The organism is Alkalihalophilus lindianensis (assembly GCF_032843265.1).
Taxonomy (GTDB): Bacteria; Bacillota; Bacilli; order Bacillales; family Bacillaceae_D; genus Alkalihalophilus; species Alkalihalophilus lindianensis.
In genome coordinates, this window is the sequence record NZ_JAWJBA010000004.1 from 355,685 (window position 1) to 374,785 (window position 19,101).

The following is a 19,101-nucleotide window of genomic DNA, read 5'->3' on the forward strand; positions in this document are numbered from 1 at the left end:
GTCTGCTCCGTGAAAAAGGTAGAGGACAATTTAGATCAACGTAAATTAGTACGTGGAGAGAGTATAAATTCGAAACAAGAACGCTTTGAATTAAGGTGGAATGGAAAGGCTGAAGCGATTAACCTTGCAGTGAGGCAACCAACAGGCACATTAAGGCCATCCAAAGAGGAAAGTGTGAATTGGAATGCAACGGAAAATCTCTACATTGAAGGGGATAATCTCGAAGTGTTACGAATCTTACAGCAGTCCTATCAACAGAAGGTTAACATGATCTATATTGATCCTCCTTATAATACGGGCAAGGATTTTGTTTATAAAGATAACTTCCGTAGAGGTAGACATCATAACGAGTGGTTAAATTTTATGTACCCCCGGTTAAAGCTGGCTAGAAATCTATTAAAAGAAGATGGGGTGATCGTTGTTCACATTGATGAGCATGAACTACACCATTTGATCACCATCTTACATGAATTATATGGGGAAGAAAACGCTCTTGGCACGATTGTGTGGGATAAATTAAACCCTAAAGGTGATGCGACATCTGTAGCTGTGCAGCATGAATCAATCGTTTGCTTCGCAAAAAACAAAGCAGCTTTTCTAGCAAATGGCGGCATGAAGAGAAAAAAACCGAATGCACTGAAAATGCTAAAGAAAGCAGAGAGTTTATTTAAGAAACAGGGGGAGAAGTATATCCCTACAGACCTGTTGAAAGTGGCGAAAAAGTACAAGCTTCCACAACATATGGTAGAAGAGCACAGTAGCTACTATAACCTCAAAACGATTAATAAAGAATTTGCTGCTTGGATCAAAAAGGAAGAGACATTATCACGCGGAGAAGCGGCCTACTCAAACATTGACGAGGAAGGACAAGTGTATCAGGCCGTCTCAATGGCATGGCCGAATAACAGGAAAGCTCCTGATGATTATTTCGTTCCATTAGTTCACCCTGTAACAAAAAAAGAATGCCCCGTTCCAGCTAAAGGGTGGAGGAATCCTAGTCAGACGATGAAGAAATTAATGGAGCGTAATGAGATTGTATTCGGTAAGGATGAAACAACGCAGCCGAGAAGAAAATACTTATTGAAAAATTACCTTATGGAAAATATCCCATCTGTGATTGCCTATGGCGGAAGTGATGCAGCTTTCTTCAACCAAATTGGGCTGAAATTTGATCATCCGAAGCCTTACAAATTCGTCAGTGAAATCCTATCCTTTTTCACAAAGGAAGACGATATCATCTTAGATTTCTTCTCAGGGTCAGCTTCAGTCGGACATGCCGTCATGCACCTGAATAAGGAGGATGGTGGAGAGCGGAATTTCATTCTCGTTCAACTACCTGAGAAGATCAAGCCGTCATTTCAATCTGCAGACCCTAGCTTAAAAACGATCTGCGATATTGGCAAAGAGCGTTTGCGCCGAGCGGGAGAATTAATGAGTGATGATGCAAAGAGCGAAGGGCTGGATATTGGGTTTAAGGTGTATAAACTCGATTAAACTAGAGTAAAAGATTTGGGAGAGAATACATCTAGGTGAATGATAAAGAATAGCGTATCCTAGTAAGTAAATGAGGGTAAGATTCACGCTAGATAAGGAAGGAATATGGTGATTAATAATGCTTTACATATGGGATATAGAGAGAATCATCAAACAGACTTTTGACAAACACGGTATAGAGATAGACTATGAATTCAACAACGAACTCGACACACCGATGAGCTATAACGTAACGACCAATACAATGAAATTTAATTACCTCGAAGTGAACGGGTATATGAGTAAAATTAGAATGAAAGAAACCCCTGAAAACTTCGTTAAGATCATTCTCTATCATGAGATTGGCTATTACTTAGATTTCAAGAAAAACAAGCATGACCTAAGAACGTTTATCTTCGGTGATGAGGAAGAAATCGAAACGCTTAAAGTAACCATTGAAACCAATGCCTGGGACTACGGCAGAACCTTAGTGCCAGAAGAACTGGTAGTGTCCTATGATAAGATGCGGGAATTAGATAAGATGTTGATAAAGGGACTTTAGTTAGGTCTCTTATTGAGTGTAGACAAGGAGAAAGGACATTACATATAAAGTGTGTAATGTCCTTTCCTTTTTCCACCTTGATAATATTATATCAGCATTTTCGCATACTAATTGCCCTTTTAATTAGTCGATACCAGTTAGGTTCAGATTCCTTTTTCACCAGTTACATACCTTTCTTCAGTTGCTTCATTTTGTCACTTACAAATTCAACGTCCGTTCCTACAATCACTTGGACATTGGATTTTTGTAACTTCATCACCCCGCGAGCCCCACTTTTCTTTAGAGCGCTTTCATTAATGATGCTTGAATCCACAACTTGAAGACGTAAACGGGTAGCACAGTTATCAATTGATATCAGGTTATCAACACCACCTAAAGCTTCGATAAATTGTACGGCCATTGTGTGATATTTATCCCCTGTCACCTCTGGCGCAGTCGCCTCTTCCACTACCTCGTCATCGTCCTCGCGACCCGGTGTTTTTAAATTCAATACACGGATTAAGAAGTAAAAGATGACAAAATAGATCACTCCATAAATCAATCCAACACCGAATAATAGTAGCGGCCGTTGAGCGATTGAGAAATTTAATGCATAATCGAGAAAGCCTGCCGAGAAACCAAATCCATGTCTAATATCTAGTAAGTACGTGATCGACATAGACGCTCCAGTCAGAATGGCATGAATCACATACAATAAAGGGGAGAGGAACATAAATGAAAACTCAATCGGTTCTGTAATACCTGTTAAAAATGAGGTAAGAGCTAACCCTAAAAACATCCCCGTCACTTGTTTTTTCTTCTCTTTTCTTGCTGTTAAAATAATCGCTAGACATGCAGCCGGAAGCCCAAACATCATCACAGGGAAAAATCCTGTCATAAAGATTCCTGCAGATGGATCACCCGCAAAGAAACGATTTAAATCCCCAGTTGCTCCGTTAAATTCTCCAAAAACAAACCAAACTAAGCTGTTTAACACATGATGCAGTCCAATAGGTATGAGTAGACGATTTAGAAATCCATAGACACCGGCACCGAGAGCACCAGCATCAATAATCCATTGGCCGAGTCCGTTTATCAGTTCTTGAATCGGCGGCCAAACGACACCAAAGATACCAGCTAATACAACCATTGTCGCTGCAGTAACGATTGGAACAAATCTTCTTCCAGCGAAGAACCCTAACCATTGTGGAAGTCGTATGTTATGAAAGCGGTTGTATAAAAGTCCAGCAATAACACCAGTAATAATTCCACCAAGAACAGCCATTTCAATATTTTCATTAATCGCTTGTGTACCGTTCACCAATACAAAATAACCGATCGCACCAGCAAGGGCTGCAGAGCCGTTATTATCATGAGCAAAGCCAATTGCTACACCCATCGCAAATATCAGAGCAAGATTATCAAAAATCGCAGCTCCTGCACCAGCCATAAAAGGAACGTTTAATAAGTCTTCTTGCCCGAGTCTTAATAAAAGAGCTGCGGCAGGAAGTACGGCTATTGGTAGCATCAATGATTTACCAATCCGTTGTAAAAATGCAAGCATGTACCTCATCTCCTTAAGTAATAATATGTTCATATTAAGTAATAATATGTTCATAAAAGATGAAAATATTGTAGCATTAGATAAGTATAGATGTCTATACATATTATATATTTTTTATTCGTTATGGCATTTGTTTATTGAATTATAGGGGATAATATTTTATAATTGGTATAGACAAATTTCAAAAATATAAAGAGTGGGATGAGAATGAGAGGGAACTGATGAATAAGAATAATCTCGTGATTACAGATGTAGTGATTTATGAAGAGACTCAAAAATTAGACAACGGCTTTATTAGAATAAGCGAAGGAAAAATTGTAGAGGTCGGCTCAATGGATCTTTTTAAGCAAAATGAGTCTGATACTGTTTTAGCGTTTTCAAGTGAGTGTTCTCTTTTGCCTGGATTCATTGACCTTCACATCCATGGGGCGAATGGTTCAGATATAATGGATAACAGTGTCGATGCTTTAAAAAGTATAGCCGAATTCCTTCCAAAAGAAGGAACAACCAGTTTTTTAGCCACGACGATCACTCAATCAGATGAATTGATTGAATCGGCGTTAAAACAAGCTGCAGCATTTGTAGAAATGGAAGGTCAAACTCCACATGCAGACATGATTGGGATTCATTTAGAAGGGCCGTTTATTTCTAATAAGCGTGCTGGGGCACAACCGATCATGCACATTAAAGATCCGGATATAGATCTGTTTTTAACATGGCAAAATCAATCAGGTCATTTGATTAAGCTTGTAACTATGGCACCTGAGCAAAAAAATGGACTAACCTTTTTAGAAGAGGTGCAAAAAAGGGGAGTGGTCACATCCATTGGACATTCGGATGCTACGTATGCTGAAGTTCAAGAAGCAATTAACAAAGGACTTACACATGTAACGCATCTTTACAACGGAATGCGCGGTCTGCATCACCGTGAACCAGGTGTTGCAGGAGCTACGTTAAGTCATTCTGAACTAGTAGCTGAAATGATTGTCGATGGAGTCCATATTCATCCCTCTGTTGTAAATAGTACGTTTAAAGCGAAAGGCGCAAACGAACTCATCTTAATTACAGATGCGATGCGTGCTAAAGGACTCGGAGAAGGCGATTACGATCTTGGCGGACAGCAGGTAAGTGTTGTCGATGGGAAGGCATTATTAGAAGATGGAACATTAGCGGGCAGCATATTAACGATGGATGAAGCTGTGAGAAATATGATGAAGTATACAGGGTGCTCCCTAAGAGATATTGCCAAAATGACTGCTGAAAACCCAGCTAAACAATTAGGGATTTGGAATAAGGTAGGAAGTATTGCAGTTGGGAAAATGGCCGATCTCGTTTTATTAGATGAGAATCACAAAGTTGTCTTGACGATTTGTAAAGGAAAAATAGCATATGAAGGAGTTAAGAATCATGAACATCATTAAAGTTGAAGACTATGAAGAGATGGGTTTACTTGCAGCTGAATATGTGAGTAAAAAAATTCAAGACAAACCTGAGATGACCTTAGGACTTGCTACCGGGAGTACACCCAAAAGCACATACAAGCACTTAATAGAGGCCCAAAAAAAGGGTACGTCTTTCAAACATATCACTACTTTTAATTTAGATGAATACGTCGGGCTAAAGCTAAATGACCCTAATAGTTATCACTTCTACATGAACGAATTTTTCTTCCGCCATATTGATATTCCTAGAGAAAACACGCATCTTCCAAACGGGCATTCAAGGAATATCGGCCAAGAGTGTGAAGAATACGATAAGAAGATAAAGGGCCACACGATTGATTTACAAATTCTTGGAATAGGTGCAAACGGGCATATTGGATTTAATGAACCCGGTACGTCCTTTGAGAGTAATACACATGTTGTGAAGCTGGCTGATTCCACAAGAAAAGCCAATGCACGCTTCTTTTCTTCTTTAGAAGAAGTACCGACCCATGCGATTACGATGGGGATCGCTTCAATCATGTCCAGCAAAGAAATCTTATTGCTCGTTTCGGGTGAGGCTAAAAGTGAGGCTTTAGAGCGTCTGTTATCTGTTGAAGAACTAAACGAGAGCTTTCCTGCTTCTATTCTAAAATCACACCCGCATGTTACAATTATTGCGGACAAAGAAGCATTAATGGGGACTGGAATTAAACTTTAAACAAAAGGAGTAGGTTCGATGTGTTGATTGACAAAAATTCACCTCTCCCAATCTACAGTCAGATTGAGGAATGCATTAAAGGTCAAATTGTGAATGGGGAATTAAAACCTGGTGATGTTCTGCCGCCTGAGCGCGAATACTCCGAGCAATTTGATGTAAGCAGAATGACGATTAGACAAGCCATCAATAACCTTGTAAATGAAGGACTCATATACAGAAAAAAAGGGAGCGGCACATATGTAGCCGAGAAAAAGTTTGAGCAGCCCTTGCAAGGGTTGACAAGCTTCACAGAAGATATGAAAGCAAGAGGATTGACTCCAAGCAGCAAGCTTCTAAAGTTTGAATTAATTCCTGCTTCTGCCAAAGTAGCTGCTACTCTTCAGATTGCTGAATATACGCCAGTTTATGAAATTAAACGAATTCGCTTGGCTGATAATATCCCGATGGCTCTTGAAACGTGTTATATTTCAGCGAATCTAATTAAAGGGCTCACTGAAGAAATTATCAACCAATCATTGTATCAATATATAGAAGAAAAGCTGCGCCTGGTAATAGGAGAAGCCACTCAAGTGATAGAATCTGCTTTAGCGAATGACGCTGAAGTCGACTTGTTAAATATCAACAAAGGCGACTCGATTTTATTAATTGAGCGGTGTACGTATTTAAACAACGGAACACCCTTTGAAATTGTCCGCTCTTCTTACCGTGCAGACCGTTATAGATTTACTTCTCAATTAAAACGTTATTAGGGGGTTTCTTTTGATTAAGTCCTATATTCATCAAATTGAATCTTTAATAAAAAAAATAGAAACAACTGAGCTACAAGCAATTGAACAGGCTGCAGAGAAAATCGTTGAATCGATTAACAAAGGTGGGATTGTTCAAGTCTTTGGGTGTGGCCACTCTCATATGTTGGGAGAAGAGGTCTTCTACCGTGCAGGAGGACTCGTGCCTGTGCAGCCAATATTCATTGAAGAGCTTATGCTTCATAAAGGGGCGGAGCGATCCTCTAAGTTAGAACGTAGCCATCATTACATGGATACCTTCAGTGATCAATTAGATATAAGAAGTGAGGACGTCTTAATCGTGGCATCGACATCTGGTAGAAACCCTGTGCCAATTGATGTCGCTCTTCATGGAAGCAAGCAAGGAGCTTTTGTTGTTGGAGTCACGTCACTTCTTTATAATCAAACACAACCATCCAGACATAAAAATGGCAAGCTTTTAGCAGATGTAGCCGATCTTGTTATCAACAATCATACTAAGCCAGGAGATGGACTCCTACAATCAGGTGACCTCTCGTTTGGACCCTCATCTTCTGTTATTGGAATTATGATCATGAACGCTATCATGGCAGGTGTGATCGAGAAGCTCACTCATCAAGGCAAGACGCCTCCTATTTTTAAAAGTGGAAATATCGACGGCTCTGATAATCATAACGAACAGTTAATCAAGCAATATAAAGATCGAATTAGATTGTTTTAGGGAATGAGAGACTACTCAGATGGATTGCTAAATCCAGATTGGGTAGGTTTATTCATTTTATCAAGTATTACGTTGGAGTTTACCTGTTATTTGTAAATGGATTTACAAAAATAATAAATGTCTGCTTCTGTATTTTTCGTACAGGTGGAGGAAAAGCCTCGTCGTAAGATAAACTTACGACGAGGCTTTTTGTGATAGACGTTATAAGATGATTGAATTATTTTGGGGTTTCGACTAACTCCTCAACTACTCCCCAACTCAGCAATGCCAGTCCTAAGACGAATGCTGCAATCGAAAGATAGAAAGGATAAGGAAAATAGTCTAGTAATGAGTTGTCGATTATGCTTGCCATCGATTGTATACTACTAAGTTCTTGGCCACTCGTAATGATAGCTCCCACGATATACAATCCGATAAAAAGAATAGCTGCGGTGAGTAGTAAAACGGATCATGCTAATGTCTTTCCCATTAATGAAAACCCTCTACCTACAATATGACTTATGGACTATGTACCCTTGTTTTAGTGAATGAAACGAGGATGTAAATCTTAATATAAGTTATTAGACCTTGCGGAATATAACATTCCTGTAAATGCCATTAAGCCAGGAAATCTATTAAGCTCTCCTATGTTCCAGAGCTTACTACCACAATATGCGAAAACACTTGGAATTCCTGAAAACGAAGTAGAAGAAGTCTATATTGAGAAGGTATATATTAAAGTTCCTGCGATTAAAGAAGGATATAAAGCCTTAAAGGAATTAAATCTTTTAGGGATTAATACTTTGGCAACGGCTATATTCATTCCCCAGCAAGCTCTAATGGCAGCAGGATGTGGTGCGGATTATGTCGCTCCATATGTGAATCGTATTGATAATGTTTCAGGTGATGGGATTAAGGTTGTTTCAGAGATTGTCGAAGTATATAATACACATCAATTAAAAACAGAGGTTATGGCTGCGAGCTTTAAAAATGTTACTCAAGTGCATAAGTGCAGTTTAGTAGGGGCGCAATTCATTACAGCTAGTCCAGACGTCATTGAGGAACATCACTCTCACCCATCTTCTGAAATTAGTGTTAATCAATTCACGAAGGATTGGCAAGAGCGCTTTGGGACGGTAACAATCTAATTATTTTTATGAGGTGAGGAAATGAAAGGAATAATATTTGATTTTGATGGTCTTATCTTTGATACGGAAACTAGCTGGCATAATTCTAGGAAAACATGAACTTTACGATGATTTAGGGACAGGAAAACGACCATTAGATTTATTAATTGAACAAATAGATGGACTAGACATTCCAATTTTAGCGGAATTTGATACATGTCACACCCATCCGATGCATCCATTAGCAATCGGTAAAAAAGTGAAGTTAGATGGAGATGCTAAAAAGGTAATATGCATAGAAAACTGGTTATAAGACTGGATTCCTGAAACTTCTTATTAAACTAAAGGGTGCATTCCTTCAACAAGGAATGCTTTTTTTCTCAATAAAAAGGAAATTAATGTTAAACTAAAGGAGCAGGTTAGTTAAAGATGATTTATGGTACATTTGGATTTAAATTAGGATTATTTCATTAAAAAAGTATGTAGATTGCTGCCTGATCAGTACTGGTAATTTAGATATATCATTAGAACACTCATTTTATTTAAGTAACGAAAAAGTTATCGTAATTTATCTTCAGCAAATAATTACTATAAAAAACTGCACCTCCAATTGTTAGTTGGGTGTACAGTTCACTTCTGTTATATTTATTTTTAAGAAATATTCATTTCTAGTTATTTGGAAAAATAATTGTTGTCATATCACCTTTCTTACTCAACGGTCCTCTGTCTAATGAGCTTGACAATAAGTGGAATCGCTATAAAGATAACCATGTATGGCATATAAGGTTGAATCTTTTGTTGAAATCCTTGTATCGCTTGAAGTGACTCCTCTAAAGAAACTCCTAAAATGAGATTTAAAATGATAAATCCCCCGCCACCTAAAATAGCAATGCCAATTGGAATGGCGAGGGAAGAGAGAGCGAGTAGTAAAATTTTTTTTAACACGGTTACTTCTTCCTTCCTTTTATGCGACTAGTTCCTCTGAAAAACTATTTTTATAAATCTGCTTTACTGCTAAACTTATTAAAAGCGATAGGGCGCAAACACCGAATACAAGAAGATAGATCTGGGAAGAGAATTCATCCACTAGAAAGCCGAATAGCATCTGCCCGATAGGAACGGCAATTGTACCAGCAGTAATTTGAATCGCCATTACTTTTCCAATAAGGTTGCTTGGTGTTGCTTCTTGGATCTTGGTGTTTATAAAGATATTCACAACAGTTAATGCAAACATAACAAGCATAGAACTTAACGTCACGATAAGGTATTTTATAAAAGGACTGGAAATAAGACCGCTTATTCCGACAGCCATGGCGAAGTAAACACCGGCACAGCCCAATATCCATACATACAGATTGCTTACCTTGATCTTGCCTTTTAACATACCGATGGTCATAGCAGAGAATATAATACTTATAGAAATGCCTGATTGTGTAAAACCAAAGAAGGTGTCTGGCATTCCAAATAGAATTTTTACCATATACGGCAAACCGACAAAAAACATAGGGGCAATAAATAAGCTGACAATAAACGTAACAGCAATGCTTTTTAAAATGAAGCGATTATCATGAATAATATACATGAGTCCTTCTTTAATATCAGAGGTCACTATTTTGACTAGTGGCTGAGGAGGTCTCTTCTCAAATGGTATCTTCATGAAAACCTCCATTAGAGCAGCTAAAAAGAAACAAATAGCACTAACGATGACAATCGTTTGTAAACTTGCAAAGCTATACAAGACACCTCCGACGATTGGGCCAATAAAGTTTGAAATAGACATGACACCGGAAATGATACCATTGCTTTTCATTAGTAAATCTTTCGGAACGAGTACCGGAATGCTTGATTGCACTGCAGGTTGATACATGGCACTGATTAAAGTTAAGGCCGTCATCATAACAGCAATAGAAATAACATTCACATTATTGCTCATAAGCATAATGGCAAAGACGGAAATAAGGGTTCCATTAATTACATCAAGCGTCACCATCATCTTTTTCTTATTAAAGCGGTCTGCAATGGCTCCCCCGATAGGTGAAATAAATATGGTTGGGATAATCGATATAGCCAGTATTGTACCGAAAATGGTGGCTGATCCCGTCAAATCCAGTATATAAAGGGATAAGGCGAATCGGAGTACAGAGGCTCCGAACATAGAGATAACTTGCCCCACTACCATAAGCTTAAAATTGAGATTAAATTCTCTCATATTACTCTCCCGCTAAAAGTTTTTGGAGTGCAGTTGACAATATGTTTATTTGATCATTAATTTTTCTTGTTACCTCTTCAGATGGCTTAAATGAAAGTTCTGGATGATGTAAAAGCCCCGTCATATACACTTCAATCAGTGTTAACAAATCCTCCTTTTGCATGGTTGACTTAAATGCGCCGTTCTCTATCTCCACAACTAAAAATTCAGCAAATGACTTTTGTAAATATTGAAGATTAGACACTTCATTAAGTTGATACTTCACTGTTTCAAAGCGCTCTGGGTCTTTTGAATAAAGGGAAACAAGTTCGTAAATAAAGGACCCATCTGTTTTGATGGAAGCTTCGATGTGCCGGCCGATGATGCGAAGAAACTGGTCCAGCTTTTCAAGAGGCTCTGCCTGGCTTTCATACACGGCATCTACTCTTTCTTTTATGGAAGAAGTCAAGGTTTCCTGGTTTAATATTGCGACAAATACTTCATCGATATTAGCGAAATATTTATAAACGCCCCCCTGGCTCATTCCAGCCTCCAAGACAATATCTCTCATGGCTACCTCGTACACAGGCTTTCGGCTGCAAACACGCTTTGCTGCTTCAACTATCTCTAATTTTTTTCTTTGTGCATGTTCTGGTTTAACTTTTGGCATGATTCGTAAACTCCTTCTTGTTAAGACTGATAATTCTTTATGGTTTCGAGAACAAGTTCCGCTGCTTTTTTGGCCCCTCGTTCAGACTTTACCTTCTTACCCAGTTGTTTTGCCTTTTTTTGAACCGAAGCTGTCTGGGTAAATCGGATAGCGTCAGCAAGCTTTTCTGCAGTCAGTTCCTTCCTTGGAATAGCTTTAGCGCCAACTCCAAGTTCTTTTATCCTTCTACCCCAAGCAAACTGATCATTCCCAAATGGGATGATCACTTGAGGTACTCCTGATCGTATAGATGCAGCTGTCGTGCCGGCTCCTCCATGGTGGACGACTGCAGACATATATGGAAAGAGCCATTCATGTGGAACACTTTTTACAAAGAAAACATCTTTCGTGTTTTGTCTTTGCTCCATTCCGCCTCCTGCATTGATAATGGCCCGTTTCCCTGTTCCATTTAATGCTTTAAGCACCATCTTAGTGGATTCTTTTGCCCGTTTTTTATCTCCCACACTGCCAAACCCCACATAGATGGGTGCGTCCCCGGCATTTAAAAATTGGTGCAACTCCTGGGAAGGCTGGTAGTCGCTTTGGTCTTCAATGAACCAATACCCAAAAGAATATACATGATTCGGCCAATCCTTCGGAACAGGAAAAACGCTGGGACTTAAAGATACGATAGTAGGGTTATTCTTTGTTCGCTGCTTTGGATAAGGATTTGTGAAACCCTTTGGAAGCTCGCCATTTTTTTCTTTCCAATAACGTTTAAAACCTGAATTGGCCATCTTCCAAAATCCTTTCTCAAAGATAAGATGTGTCAGCTTGTTAGAAAGTTTACCAAGTCTGATTTTGTCATAAAAAATAATCGCCGGATATTCATTGGTCGGAACCATAGGGAAGGGGGAGGCAAGTATGCTTGGAATTCCCTTTTCCTTGGCCACAAAATACCCGAGTGTCGAGCCTGGGTGATATACAATGGCATCTGCTCCCTCACACGCTTTATGCTGGTCCTCCTGAGCATCTACCATCAGATCCATGAGGTCATCATTCTTTAAACTTGAAAAAAACTTAAAAGGATTATCGGCCTCCTTCACCACACCGCTTTCAATGATTTTAGTCACATCCCCCCGGATCGGCGCATAATCAAATCCATAGCTTTCAACAAGCTCCCGATAAGACTCTGAAGCAGAGATTCGAACGTCCAATCCAAGCTTTTTTAGCTCTATGCCAAGTGCAATATATGGCTGTGTATCTCCGCGAGTACCGCTCGCTAACATCGTAATTAACATAAAAAATAACCTCCAGTTAACATAAATAATTAAAAACGACAACATTGTCTTTTTTATTCTATAATGATTTAAAATTAAAGTCAATAAAAAAACGACAATGATGTCTTTTTTATTGGAATGGACGTCAATGACCTGTATTGCGTATTTAGATATAAATCAAATAGGTGTATTGATAGGGGAGTATCTGAGGAAAATACAGCTGTCATTGAATTTTATAGGTGAGTTGGGATGTTGGCAGAGAGTTGAAAAGTGGAGATTTTATTAACTAACGGGTGCATTCCTTCAACAAGGAATGCTTTTTCTATGTCACATAAAAGGAAATTAATGTTAAACTAAAGGGCAGGATGCTTGAACAAGCAGGAATGAACTATTTAAGTCAAAATGAGGAGATTATCTTTGGAGGGGTAGATAAATGATTTACAGTGAAAAAGAAAAAACAATAGAAACGAACAGGTTGCTTCTACGTCTATTTAATGAAACAGATGCGCCAGAGGTTACTAAACTATGTAATAATTACAACCTTTATAAAAATACTTTATATCTTCCGTATCCATATTCAATAGAGGATGCATTATCATGGATGAAAAATCATCTTGATCATTTTAATGAAAACAAGTCGTATGAATTTGCTATTACAGATAAGGTTACGGGGAAACTACTTGGAGCAATTGCGTTAACTAACAACCAAAGATTTAATCATGGCGAAATGGCTTATTGGATTGGACAAGAATATTGGGGAAATGGATATGCAACTGAGGCAGCAAAAGGGATCCTTCAATTTGCTTTTGTAGAAAAAAACTACAATAAAGTATTTGCTCGGTACTTTAATTCAAATTCAGCTTCAGGAAAAGTTATAGAAAAAATCTGTATGAAAAAAGAAGGGATCTTAAAAGAACATGTCATAAAAGAAAATAAATATATAGACCTTGTTTACTATGGAATTCTCAAAAATGAATACGACTTGTTGAACTAATGGAGTACTTTAGTTAACCTACCACCTCTGCTTGGCGTTAACGGAAAAGATTTTAAGATGTATTGTATTCAGGAGGTGTTGATATGACCGAGTTGAAAGCAGAAATTAACACAGATCGTTCCCACTTAGTATATTTTTTATTGTCTCTCTTAAGTGCAATCTTGTCATTGTTGAACGAGAATCCCTTCCTATTTATAACATTAGCATTTGTATTAATAGCATATTCAAAGGTTGAGAAAGCCAATAATAAGTTGTTAAGGATTTTGGGAATCACTACATATACGATTTATTTTAGTTGGTTTGCTTATCAAGGAATTCTATGGTTTTATTCAAATTTTATAGGATAGTATATCGTAAACAAACGGGAGCGACAGTACTAAAAGGATATCGCTTCTTCAACTATTGGAGCAGGTTAGTGGAAGAAGGGACTTTTACGAACAGGTATAATAGACTTTTAAAAGGAGTGGTTTTTAATGTGTGGGATTAGAAAATAAACATTATGAAAGGGATTTGAAAATTCCTAAGTATCGTCAAGTTATGTTAGAGAAAATAGAGAAAGACTTATTAAGTGATGAAAATGTATTAGCTGTTTTTTATGGAGGTTCGATAGGAAACCAAGATACAGACTTATATTCTGATATTGACCTTCGTATAATCGTTAAAGATGAAGTATTTGAGGAGTATAGGCTGAACAAAAGAGCGAGGGCTAAGAACTGGGGGGAAGTTTTGTATTTTGAAGATTTCCCTTGGACAACTTATAGTGTTGCTCACTATGATACTTTTATAAAGGTTGATACATTTTATTATAAAATACAAGATATTCAACCATCTATATGGTTACAAAATATTAAAATCGTTTATGATAAAACAGGGGTAATGAGAAAAATAATAGAAAAATCAATGGAACTTTATTATGTTCCAAATGACCAAGAAGTTGAGTTGTGGAGAACCAAATTCTTTGCATATGTTCATGAAGCTTATCGGAGAGTAAATAGAAAAGAATTATATTACGCCCTAAATTGCTTGGATAATTTAAGAATGTCTATGGTGACTGCTTGGTATATGGATAAAGGATTGCAACCTAATACATTTGGGGATTGGGCAAAATATGAAGGTGAACGAAGTGAATTAGATAGTTGGCAACTTTCACTTTTAGCAGATTGGCAAAGCAATAGGGAGCCGAGTGAGATTATGGATGTAATTAAAAGAATTATCCCTGAATTTAAAAAAACACATAAAAGTTTATGTGAAAAGGTAAATGTTGGAGAGGATCTTGAGTGGGTTGATCAAATTTTTGCTAAAGTTTTATGACAGTAACAAGCACCCGAGAAGGGTTCCTTTTAAGCTAACATTGGGCATTCCTTCAATAAGGAGTGCTTTTTTCTTTGTCTTACAAAAGGAAATTAATGTTAAAATAAAGGAGCGAATACTGATTAAGGGTTATCACCCTTTCCTTATTGAAGTAACGGAGCAGAATACTTGAAGAAGAAAAACATGAAAAAGGTGATTAAATGATAAGAACATATAGATTAGAAGATAAAGATTACATAGTAAATTCTCACTATGATTTATACAATAGTGAATTTGGTTACGATTTATCTTTTCGAGATTTTATTGAAGGAAGTGTTAGTGGGTTTATTGAGCGAGCAGACGCAAAAGAAAACATTTTCATATTAGAGATTGATGAAAAACAAAGTGGTTCTGTAAGTATTAAAAAAGTTAGTGACACCACTGCACAATTGGGTTTATTTCTTGTTGAACCTAATGTTCGAGGCACTGGGTATGGACAGAAGTTAGTAGAACAAGCTATTACCTTTAGCAAAGATAGTGGATATAAGACCATTATTCTCTGGACTAATAGAGAACTGAAATCAGCAAGGCGAATCTACGAAAGAGCAGGGTTTGAATTAAAGGAAACTCAAACTCAAATACTTTCCAATAAAGAACTTATCGAAGAGAAATGGGAGCTAAAGTTAGTAGGTAATGAAAAAATGATACTATTCAAGTAACGGGTGCGTTAGCGAAACAGGGCTGACGCTTCTTCAACTAAAGGACAGAATAGTTCAACACAAAGGATTAAATGGTAATATATACATATCAGAATAACTTAGTGTAGGAGGTTTAGAAATGACATCTTTATACGATAGCATTGGCTTAACTTATGATACTACTCGTAAAGCTGACCCCGAAATCGCAAGTCGGTTACGAAATCATTTACAAGTACCTAACGGAAGCAGAATTCTCGATATTGCTTGTGGAACAGGAAATTATACTATTGCTTTAGAAAAAACGGGTTTAAAAATAACTGGAAGCGATGTTTCAGAAGAGATGATTAAGAAAGCTAAAGGGAAATCAAGCACGATAGATTGGGAAGTAGCTGATGTAAACAAACTACCTTATGAGAATAACGTTTTTGAAGGAGCAACTTGTACATTAGCAATTCACCATTTTAATGAACTTTTAACTCCTTTTAAAGAGGTTTTTAGAGTTCTTGATAAAGGTAGATTTGTCATTTTTACTTCATACCCTGAACAAATGAATAATTATTGGCTAAAAGAATATTTTCCAGGCGCTATTGAAAAATCTGCTAATCAAATGCCGAGTGTAGTAGAAGTCAGCGATATATTAAAAACTGTTGGATTTAATATTGTTGGTAATGAAACATTTTTGATACAACCTAATTTAAAAGATTTCTTCCTTTATAGTGGCAAGTATGAACCAAAGATGTACTTAGATGAAAAAGTACGCTCAGGAATATCTACCTTTGCAAATTTGGCATCTAAAGAGGAAGTGGAAGAAGGTTGTAATAAGCTGAAAAAGGACATTGAAACTAAAAAAATAGAAGATGTTTTTAATAACTTTAGTAGCGACTTAGGTGATTATGTTTATATAGTTGCTGAAAAGAAATAGCGTGTTCTTTCACTAAAGAGTGCATTCCTTCAACAAGGGGTGCTTTTTTTATGCCAATAAAAAGGAAATTAATGTTAAACTAAAGGAGCAGGATTGTTTAAGTAGTGATTTCTCCTAAAACATAAGACATATATGAAAAAGCAAAAAAGAAGAAAGTGACGTGAACAATCCCCTCTTTTTTGCTTCCTTACTAGTGTTGCTTTAATATTTCGTCAAACCAACAATTTATTACTGACCATTTTTTCTACGAACAGTTATTGATTCACCAGCGATGCCCCAATTATCAGTATCAACTTCATCAATAACTACAACAGTTGTATTTGGGTTTTTTCCTAATACATCAACCAGTAATTGTGTTGCTCCCTTAATAAGCTCAGCTTTTTTTTCAGGTGTAACATTCTCATTTGTAATTTTAATATTTACGTATGGCATTATAATTCCCTCTTTCAATTTGATTTAATAGAAATAGTTTTTATGTTTGGTATTTGATCATATCGAATACCACTTACAAGTAACAATGCTCCAATGAATACGACACTAGCTGCTCCAATCAAAGCCGAATTAAAACTATGCGTATGAGATGATAGGATTCCAGCGATTGTTGGTCCAATCATTTGACCGGCAGCATAAGTGGCAGTTAGATACCCAATGATTCGACTGCTATTTGATGGACTCATTTGGCGTGCTAATGTGGTAGCGAGTGTAGTAATCCCCATAAATGTAGCTCCAAATAATAATGCACTTATAATAAAGCTAGATTGGGTTAACCAGAAGACAGGTAGTGCAATACCAATGGATTGTAGAATCATTGAAAACACTAATGTTTTTACAAACCCCCATTTTTTTGCCAGGATTGACCAGATGATACATGATGGAATCGCACCTAATCCTACAACCATCCAAACAAAAGTAGGTTCCATGCTAAAGGTTGGCGTTTCTGTAGCAACCGATACAATAAATGTTCCTGTCACAATGTAACCTAACCCTTCTAATCCATAAGCGGCAATCAACCAAGGAAGCCATTTGAGGGGGGGAGCTTGTGTATTAATAAGTTGTTTCTCATCCTTTTTTACATTCGAGTTTGGGGAATCTTTAATCCAAAGCCACACGAAGATAGTAAGGATGATGCTTCCAATGGCTAATCCTACCCATACACCCTCCCAATTAAATAAATGATTTAAACTGGGAATGAAGAGCGTTGATAAAAAGATACCGAATCCTACCCCTGAATAAAACAAGCCTGACCAGCTGGTTTTACCTGTAACAGCCAGTTTATCTAGGACAATACTCGAAGCTAAAACAAAAATGAACGCACTAGCCACTCCAGATATAAACCGAACGATAAGCATCAGAGTGTAAAAGTGAGAAAGTCCCATCATGCATGTAGTCAAAATACTTACTATGAGACTTATCCTTAAATAAAAGGTTTTATGCTTTTTTAAGGGGAGAATCCCTGCCAAAACAGCTCCAACGAAGTACCCTGCGTAATTGCTTGAAGCAAGATAGCCGGCCTCTGCATTAGTAAAGGAAAGAGCATTTTGCATTAGTGGCAGAATAGGAGTATAAGCAAATCTTCCAATTCCCATCGCAATCATTAATGAAAAAATTCCCCCAATCAAAAATAGAAAAGGACGTTTATTCAATTTTTCACCTCCAATTAAAATAATCTTTATTTCTATTTTATCTTAACTGTTTTTTGCTATATGATATAATACTTAAAAATGATATGTAGGTATCTGTTATTTAGATAGCAAGGAGATGGATGTCCGTGAGTATGGATATACAAGCATTAAAATTTTTTCGAGCAGTCGCAGAGTTAGGTAGTATCTCAAAGGCAGCCCGAGAACTTAATTATGCACAATCAAATCTTACAGCTAAAATTCAACAGTTGGAGACAGAGCTTCAAACAACACTTTTCTATCGCCATAATCGAGGAACCTCTTTAACGGACAAAGGGAAAGTATTGCTATCATATACGGATGAAATATTTAACCTTTTTGATGAGGTGAGAAAGGTTATGAATGATGAGCAAACACCAAAAGGTCCTTTAGTAATAGGGTCGATGGAAACGACTGCTGCCATTCGTTTGCCATTATTGCTTTCAAAGTTCCACCGTGAATATCCTGCAGTTGACCTTACGCTAAAAACAGGTCCAACTGAGCAAAATGTCCAAGGTGTTCTACAATATGAATTGGATGGAGCTTTCGTAGCAGGACCTATTGAACATCCTGATCTCACTTATAAAACGGTTATAGAAGAAGAATTAGTGCTTATAACGGATGCTTTACATCAACCTTTGTCTTCTATAAAAGAAATACAAAATAGAACAATATTAGTTTTTCGTAATGGGTGTTCTTATCGGGCAAGGTTTGAAGAATGGATAAATCATGAAGGAGTCATTCCAAAAAAAATAATGGAATTTGGAACACTTGACGGAATTATCGGTTGTGTATCTGCGGGTTTAGGAATAAGTTTACTTCCTCGAAGTGTTGTAGCCAAACATATGAGAGAAGGACATCTGATCCAACACTCTATTCCAAGCGTGTTCGGAAAAGTCGAAACACTTTTCATTTATCGTAAAGATAAATATAAGCCTTCATCCTTAAGAGAATTTATAGAAATATTAAGTAATGAAAGGGTATTAGTTAATAGCAAGGCAACAATAGTTTAGATTGATACTTATTTATTATCCTAGAAAGATTGTGAAGAATTAAACTTAAACTAAAGGGTAGCATTCCTTCAACAAGGAATGCTTTTTCTATGTCAAAG

Annotated in this window: 22 protein-coding genes; 14 read left to right on the forward strand and 8 right to left on the reverse strand. The window is 37.2% G+C overall.

Annotated features, from left to right (window positions below):
- Positions 1 to 9 precede the first annotated feature (9 nt).
- Both RYX56_RS14355 and RYX56_RS14360 read left to right on the forward strand, forming a co-directional pair.
- Entirely contained in the window at positions 10 to 1,494 is a 1,485-nt protein-coding gene (locus RYX56_RS14355; protein WP_317122722.1) for a site-specific DNA-methyltransferase, read from the forward strand.
- A 118-nt stretch (positions 1,495 to 1,612) separates the two neighbouring features.
- Positions 1,613 to 2,035: a hypothetical protein gene (locus RYX56_RS14360; RefSeq protein WP_317122723.1), complete on the forward strand. Its 423-nt coding sequence runs from the start codon at positions 1,613 to 1,615 to the stop codon at positions 2,033 to 2,035.
- Between the two features lie 163 nt (positions 2,036 to 2,198).
- Here RYX56_RS14360 and nagE read toward each other — a convergent pair whose 3' ends face one another.
- Positions 2,199 to 3,578: an N-acetylglucosamine-specific PTS transporter subunit IIBC gene (nagE, locus tag RYX56_RS14365; protein ID WP_317122724.1), complete on the reverse strand. Its 1,380-nt coding sequence runs from the start codon at positions 3,576 to 3,578 to the stop codon at positions 2,199 to 2,201.
- A gap of 221 nt (positions 3,579 to 3,799) precedes the next feature.
- Here nagE and nagA point away from each other — a divergent pair, with 221 nt between their 5' ends.
- From nagA to RYX56_RS14385, 4 genes are read left to right on the forward strand one after another with little or no spacing between them, the layout of a single operon-like run.
- Entirely contained in the window at positions 3,800 to 4,999 is a 1,200-nt protein-coding gene (nagA, locus tag RYX56_RS14370; protein WP_317122725.1) for an N-acetylglucosamine-6-phosphate deacetylase, read from the forward strand.
- Complete coding sequence (gene nagB, locus RYX56_RS14375; RefSeq protein ID WP_317122726.1) at positions 4,986 to 5,720, forward strand: glucosamine-6-phosphate deaminase; 735 nt, start codon at positions 4,986 to 4,988, stop codon at positions 5,718 to 5,720. The genes nagA and nagB overlap by 14 nt, the downstream gene beginning before the upstream one ends.
- A gap of 23 nt (positions 5,721 to 5,743) precedes the next feature.
- Positions 5,744 to 6,469, forward strand: a complete 726-nt coding sequence (locus tag RYX56_RS14380) for a GntR family transcriptional regulator (RefSeq protein WP_317122849.1) — start codon at positions 5,744 to 5,746, stop codon at positions 6,467 to 6,469.
- 10 nt (positions 6,470 to 6,479) lie between these two features.
- Positions 6,480 to 7,205: an SIS domain-containing protein gene (locus tag RYX56_RS14385; protein WP_317122727.1), complete on the forward strand. Its 726-nt coding sequence runs from the start codon at positions 6,480 to 6,482 to the stop codon at positions 7,203 to 7,205.
- Between the two features lie 217 nt (positions 7,206 to 7,422).
- Here the strand turns inward: RYX56_RS14385 and RYX56_RS14390 are convergent, their stop codons facing one another.
- Entirely contained in the window at positions 7,423 to 7,605 is a 183-nt protein-coding gene (locus RYX56_RS14390; RefSeq protein WP_317122728.1) for a hypothetical protein, read from the reverse strand.
- Between the two features lie 226 nt (positions 7,606 to 7,831).
- On the opposite strand from RYX56_RS14390, the gene RYX56_RS14395 reads away from it, so the two are divergent.
- Positions 7,832 to 8,332: a transaldolase family protein gene (locus RYX56_RS14395; RefSeq protein ID WP_317122729.1), complete on the forward strand. Its 501-nt coding sequence runs from the start codon at positions 7,832 to 7,834 to the stop codon at positions 8,330 to 8,332.
- Positions 8,333 to 8,390: 58 nt separating this feature from the next.
- Positions 8,391 to 8,624, forward strand: coding sequence for a hypothetical protein (locus tag RYX56_RS14400; protein ID WP_317122730.1), 234 nt, complete (start codon positions 8,391 to 8,393; stop codon positions 8,622 to 8,624).
- Positions 8,625 to 9,019: 395 nt separating this feature from the next.
- Here RYX56_RS14400 and RYX56_RS14405 read toward each other — a convergent pair whose 3' ends face one another.
- The 4 genes from RYX56_RS14405 to RYX56_RS14420 are packed head-to-tail and all read right to left on the reverse strand — an operon-like array spanning position 9,020 to position 12,449.
- Positions 9,020 to 9,256, reverse strand: coding sequence for a hypothetical protein (locus RYX56_RS14405; RefSeq protein ID WP_317122731.1), 237 nt, complete (start codon positions 9,254 to 9,256; stop codon positions 9,020 to 9,022).
- A gap of 19 nt (positions 9,257 to 9,275) precedes the next feature.
- Positions 9,276 to 10,520, reverse strand: a complete 1,245-nt coding sequence (locus RYX56_RS14410; RefSeq protein WP_317122732.1) for an MFS transporter — start codon at positions 10,518 to 10,520, stop codon at positions 9,276 to 9,278.
- Position 10,521: 1 nt separating this feature from the next.
- Complete coding sequence (locus RYX56_RS14415; protein WP_317122733.1) at positions 10,522 to 11,169, reverse strand: TetR/AcrR family transcriptional regulator; 648 nt, start codon at positions 11,167 to 11,169, stop codon at positions 10,522 to 10,524.
- A gap of 20 nt (positions 11,170 to 11,189) precedes the next feature.
- Positions 11,190 to 12,449: a glycosyltransferase gene (locus RYX56_RS14420; RefSeq protein WP_317122734.1), complete on the reverse strand. Its 1,260-nt coding sequence runs from the start codon at positions 12,447 to 12,449 to the stop codon at positions 11,190 to 11,192.
- Positions 12,450 to 12,861: 412 nt separating this feature from the next.
- On the opposite strand from RYX56_RS14420, the gene RYX56_RS14425 reads away from it, so the two are divergent.
- The 5 genes from RYX56_RS14425 to RYX56_RS14445 all read left to right on the forward strand — a co-directional run bounded on the left by RYX56_RS14425 (position 12,862) and on the right by RYX56_RS14445 (position 16,332).
- Entirely contained in the window at positions 12,862 to 13,422 is a 561-nt protein-coding gene (locus tag RYX56_RS14425; protein WP_317122735.1) for a GNAT family N-acetyltransferase, read from the forward strand.
- A gap of 83 nt (positions 13,423 to 13,505) precedes the next feature.
- Positions 13,506 to 13,769 carry a hypothetical protein gene (locus RYX56_RS14430; RefSeq protein ID WP_317122736.1) on the forward strand — a complete coding sequence of 88 codons (264 nt, stop codon included), beginning with the start codon at positions 13,506 to 13,508 and terminating at the stop codon, positions 13,767 to 13,769.
- A 130-nt stretch (positions 13,770 to 13,899) separates the two neighbouring features.
- Positions 13,900 to 14,733, forward strand: a complete 834-nt coding sequence (locus RYX56_RS14435; protein WP_317122737.1) for a nucleotidyltransferase family protein — start codon at positions 13,900 to 13,902, stop codon at positions 14,731 to 14,733.
- 200 nt (positions 14,734 to 14,933) lie between these two features.
- Entirely contained in the window at positions 14,934 to 15,431 is a 498-nt protein-coding gene (locus RYX56_RS14440; protein ID WP_317122738.1) for a GNAT family N-acetyltransferase, read from the forward strand.
- 118 nt (positions 15,432 to 15,549) lie between these two features.
- Entirely contained in the window at positions 15,550 to 16,332 is a 783-nt protein-coding gene (locus RYX56_RS14445; RefSeq protein ID WP_317122739.1) for a class I SAM-dependent methyltransferase, read from the forward strand.
- A 228-nt stretch (positions 16,333 to 16,560) separates the two neighbouring features.
- Here the strand turns inward: RYX56_RS14445 and RYX56_RS14450 are convergent, their stop codons facing one another.
- Positions 16,561 to 16,764, reverse strand: a complete 204-nt coding sequence (locus tag RYX56_RS14450; protein WP_035195477.1) for a tautomerase family protein — start codon at positions 16,762 to 16,764, stop codon at positions 16,561 to 16,563.
- A gap of 14 nt (positions 16,765 to 16,778) precedes the next feature.
- Positions 16,779 to 17,975, reverse strand: coding sequence for a YbfB/YjiJ family MFS transporter (locus RYX56_RS14455; RefSeq protein ID WP_317122740.1), 1,197 nt, complete (start codon positions 17,973 to 17,975; stop codon positions 16,779 to 16,781).
- 131 nt (positions 17,976 to 18,106) lie between these two features.
- On the opposite strand from RYX56_RS14455, the gene RYX56_RS14460 reads away from it, so the two are divergent.
- Complete coding sequence (locus RYX56_RS14460; protein WP_317122741.1) at positions 18,107 to 19,003, forward strand: LysR family transcriptional regulator; 897 nt, start codon at positions 18,107 to 18,109, stop codon at positions 19,001 to 19,003.
- Positions 19,004 to 19,101 lie beyond the last annotated feature (98 nt).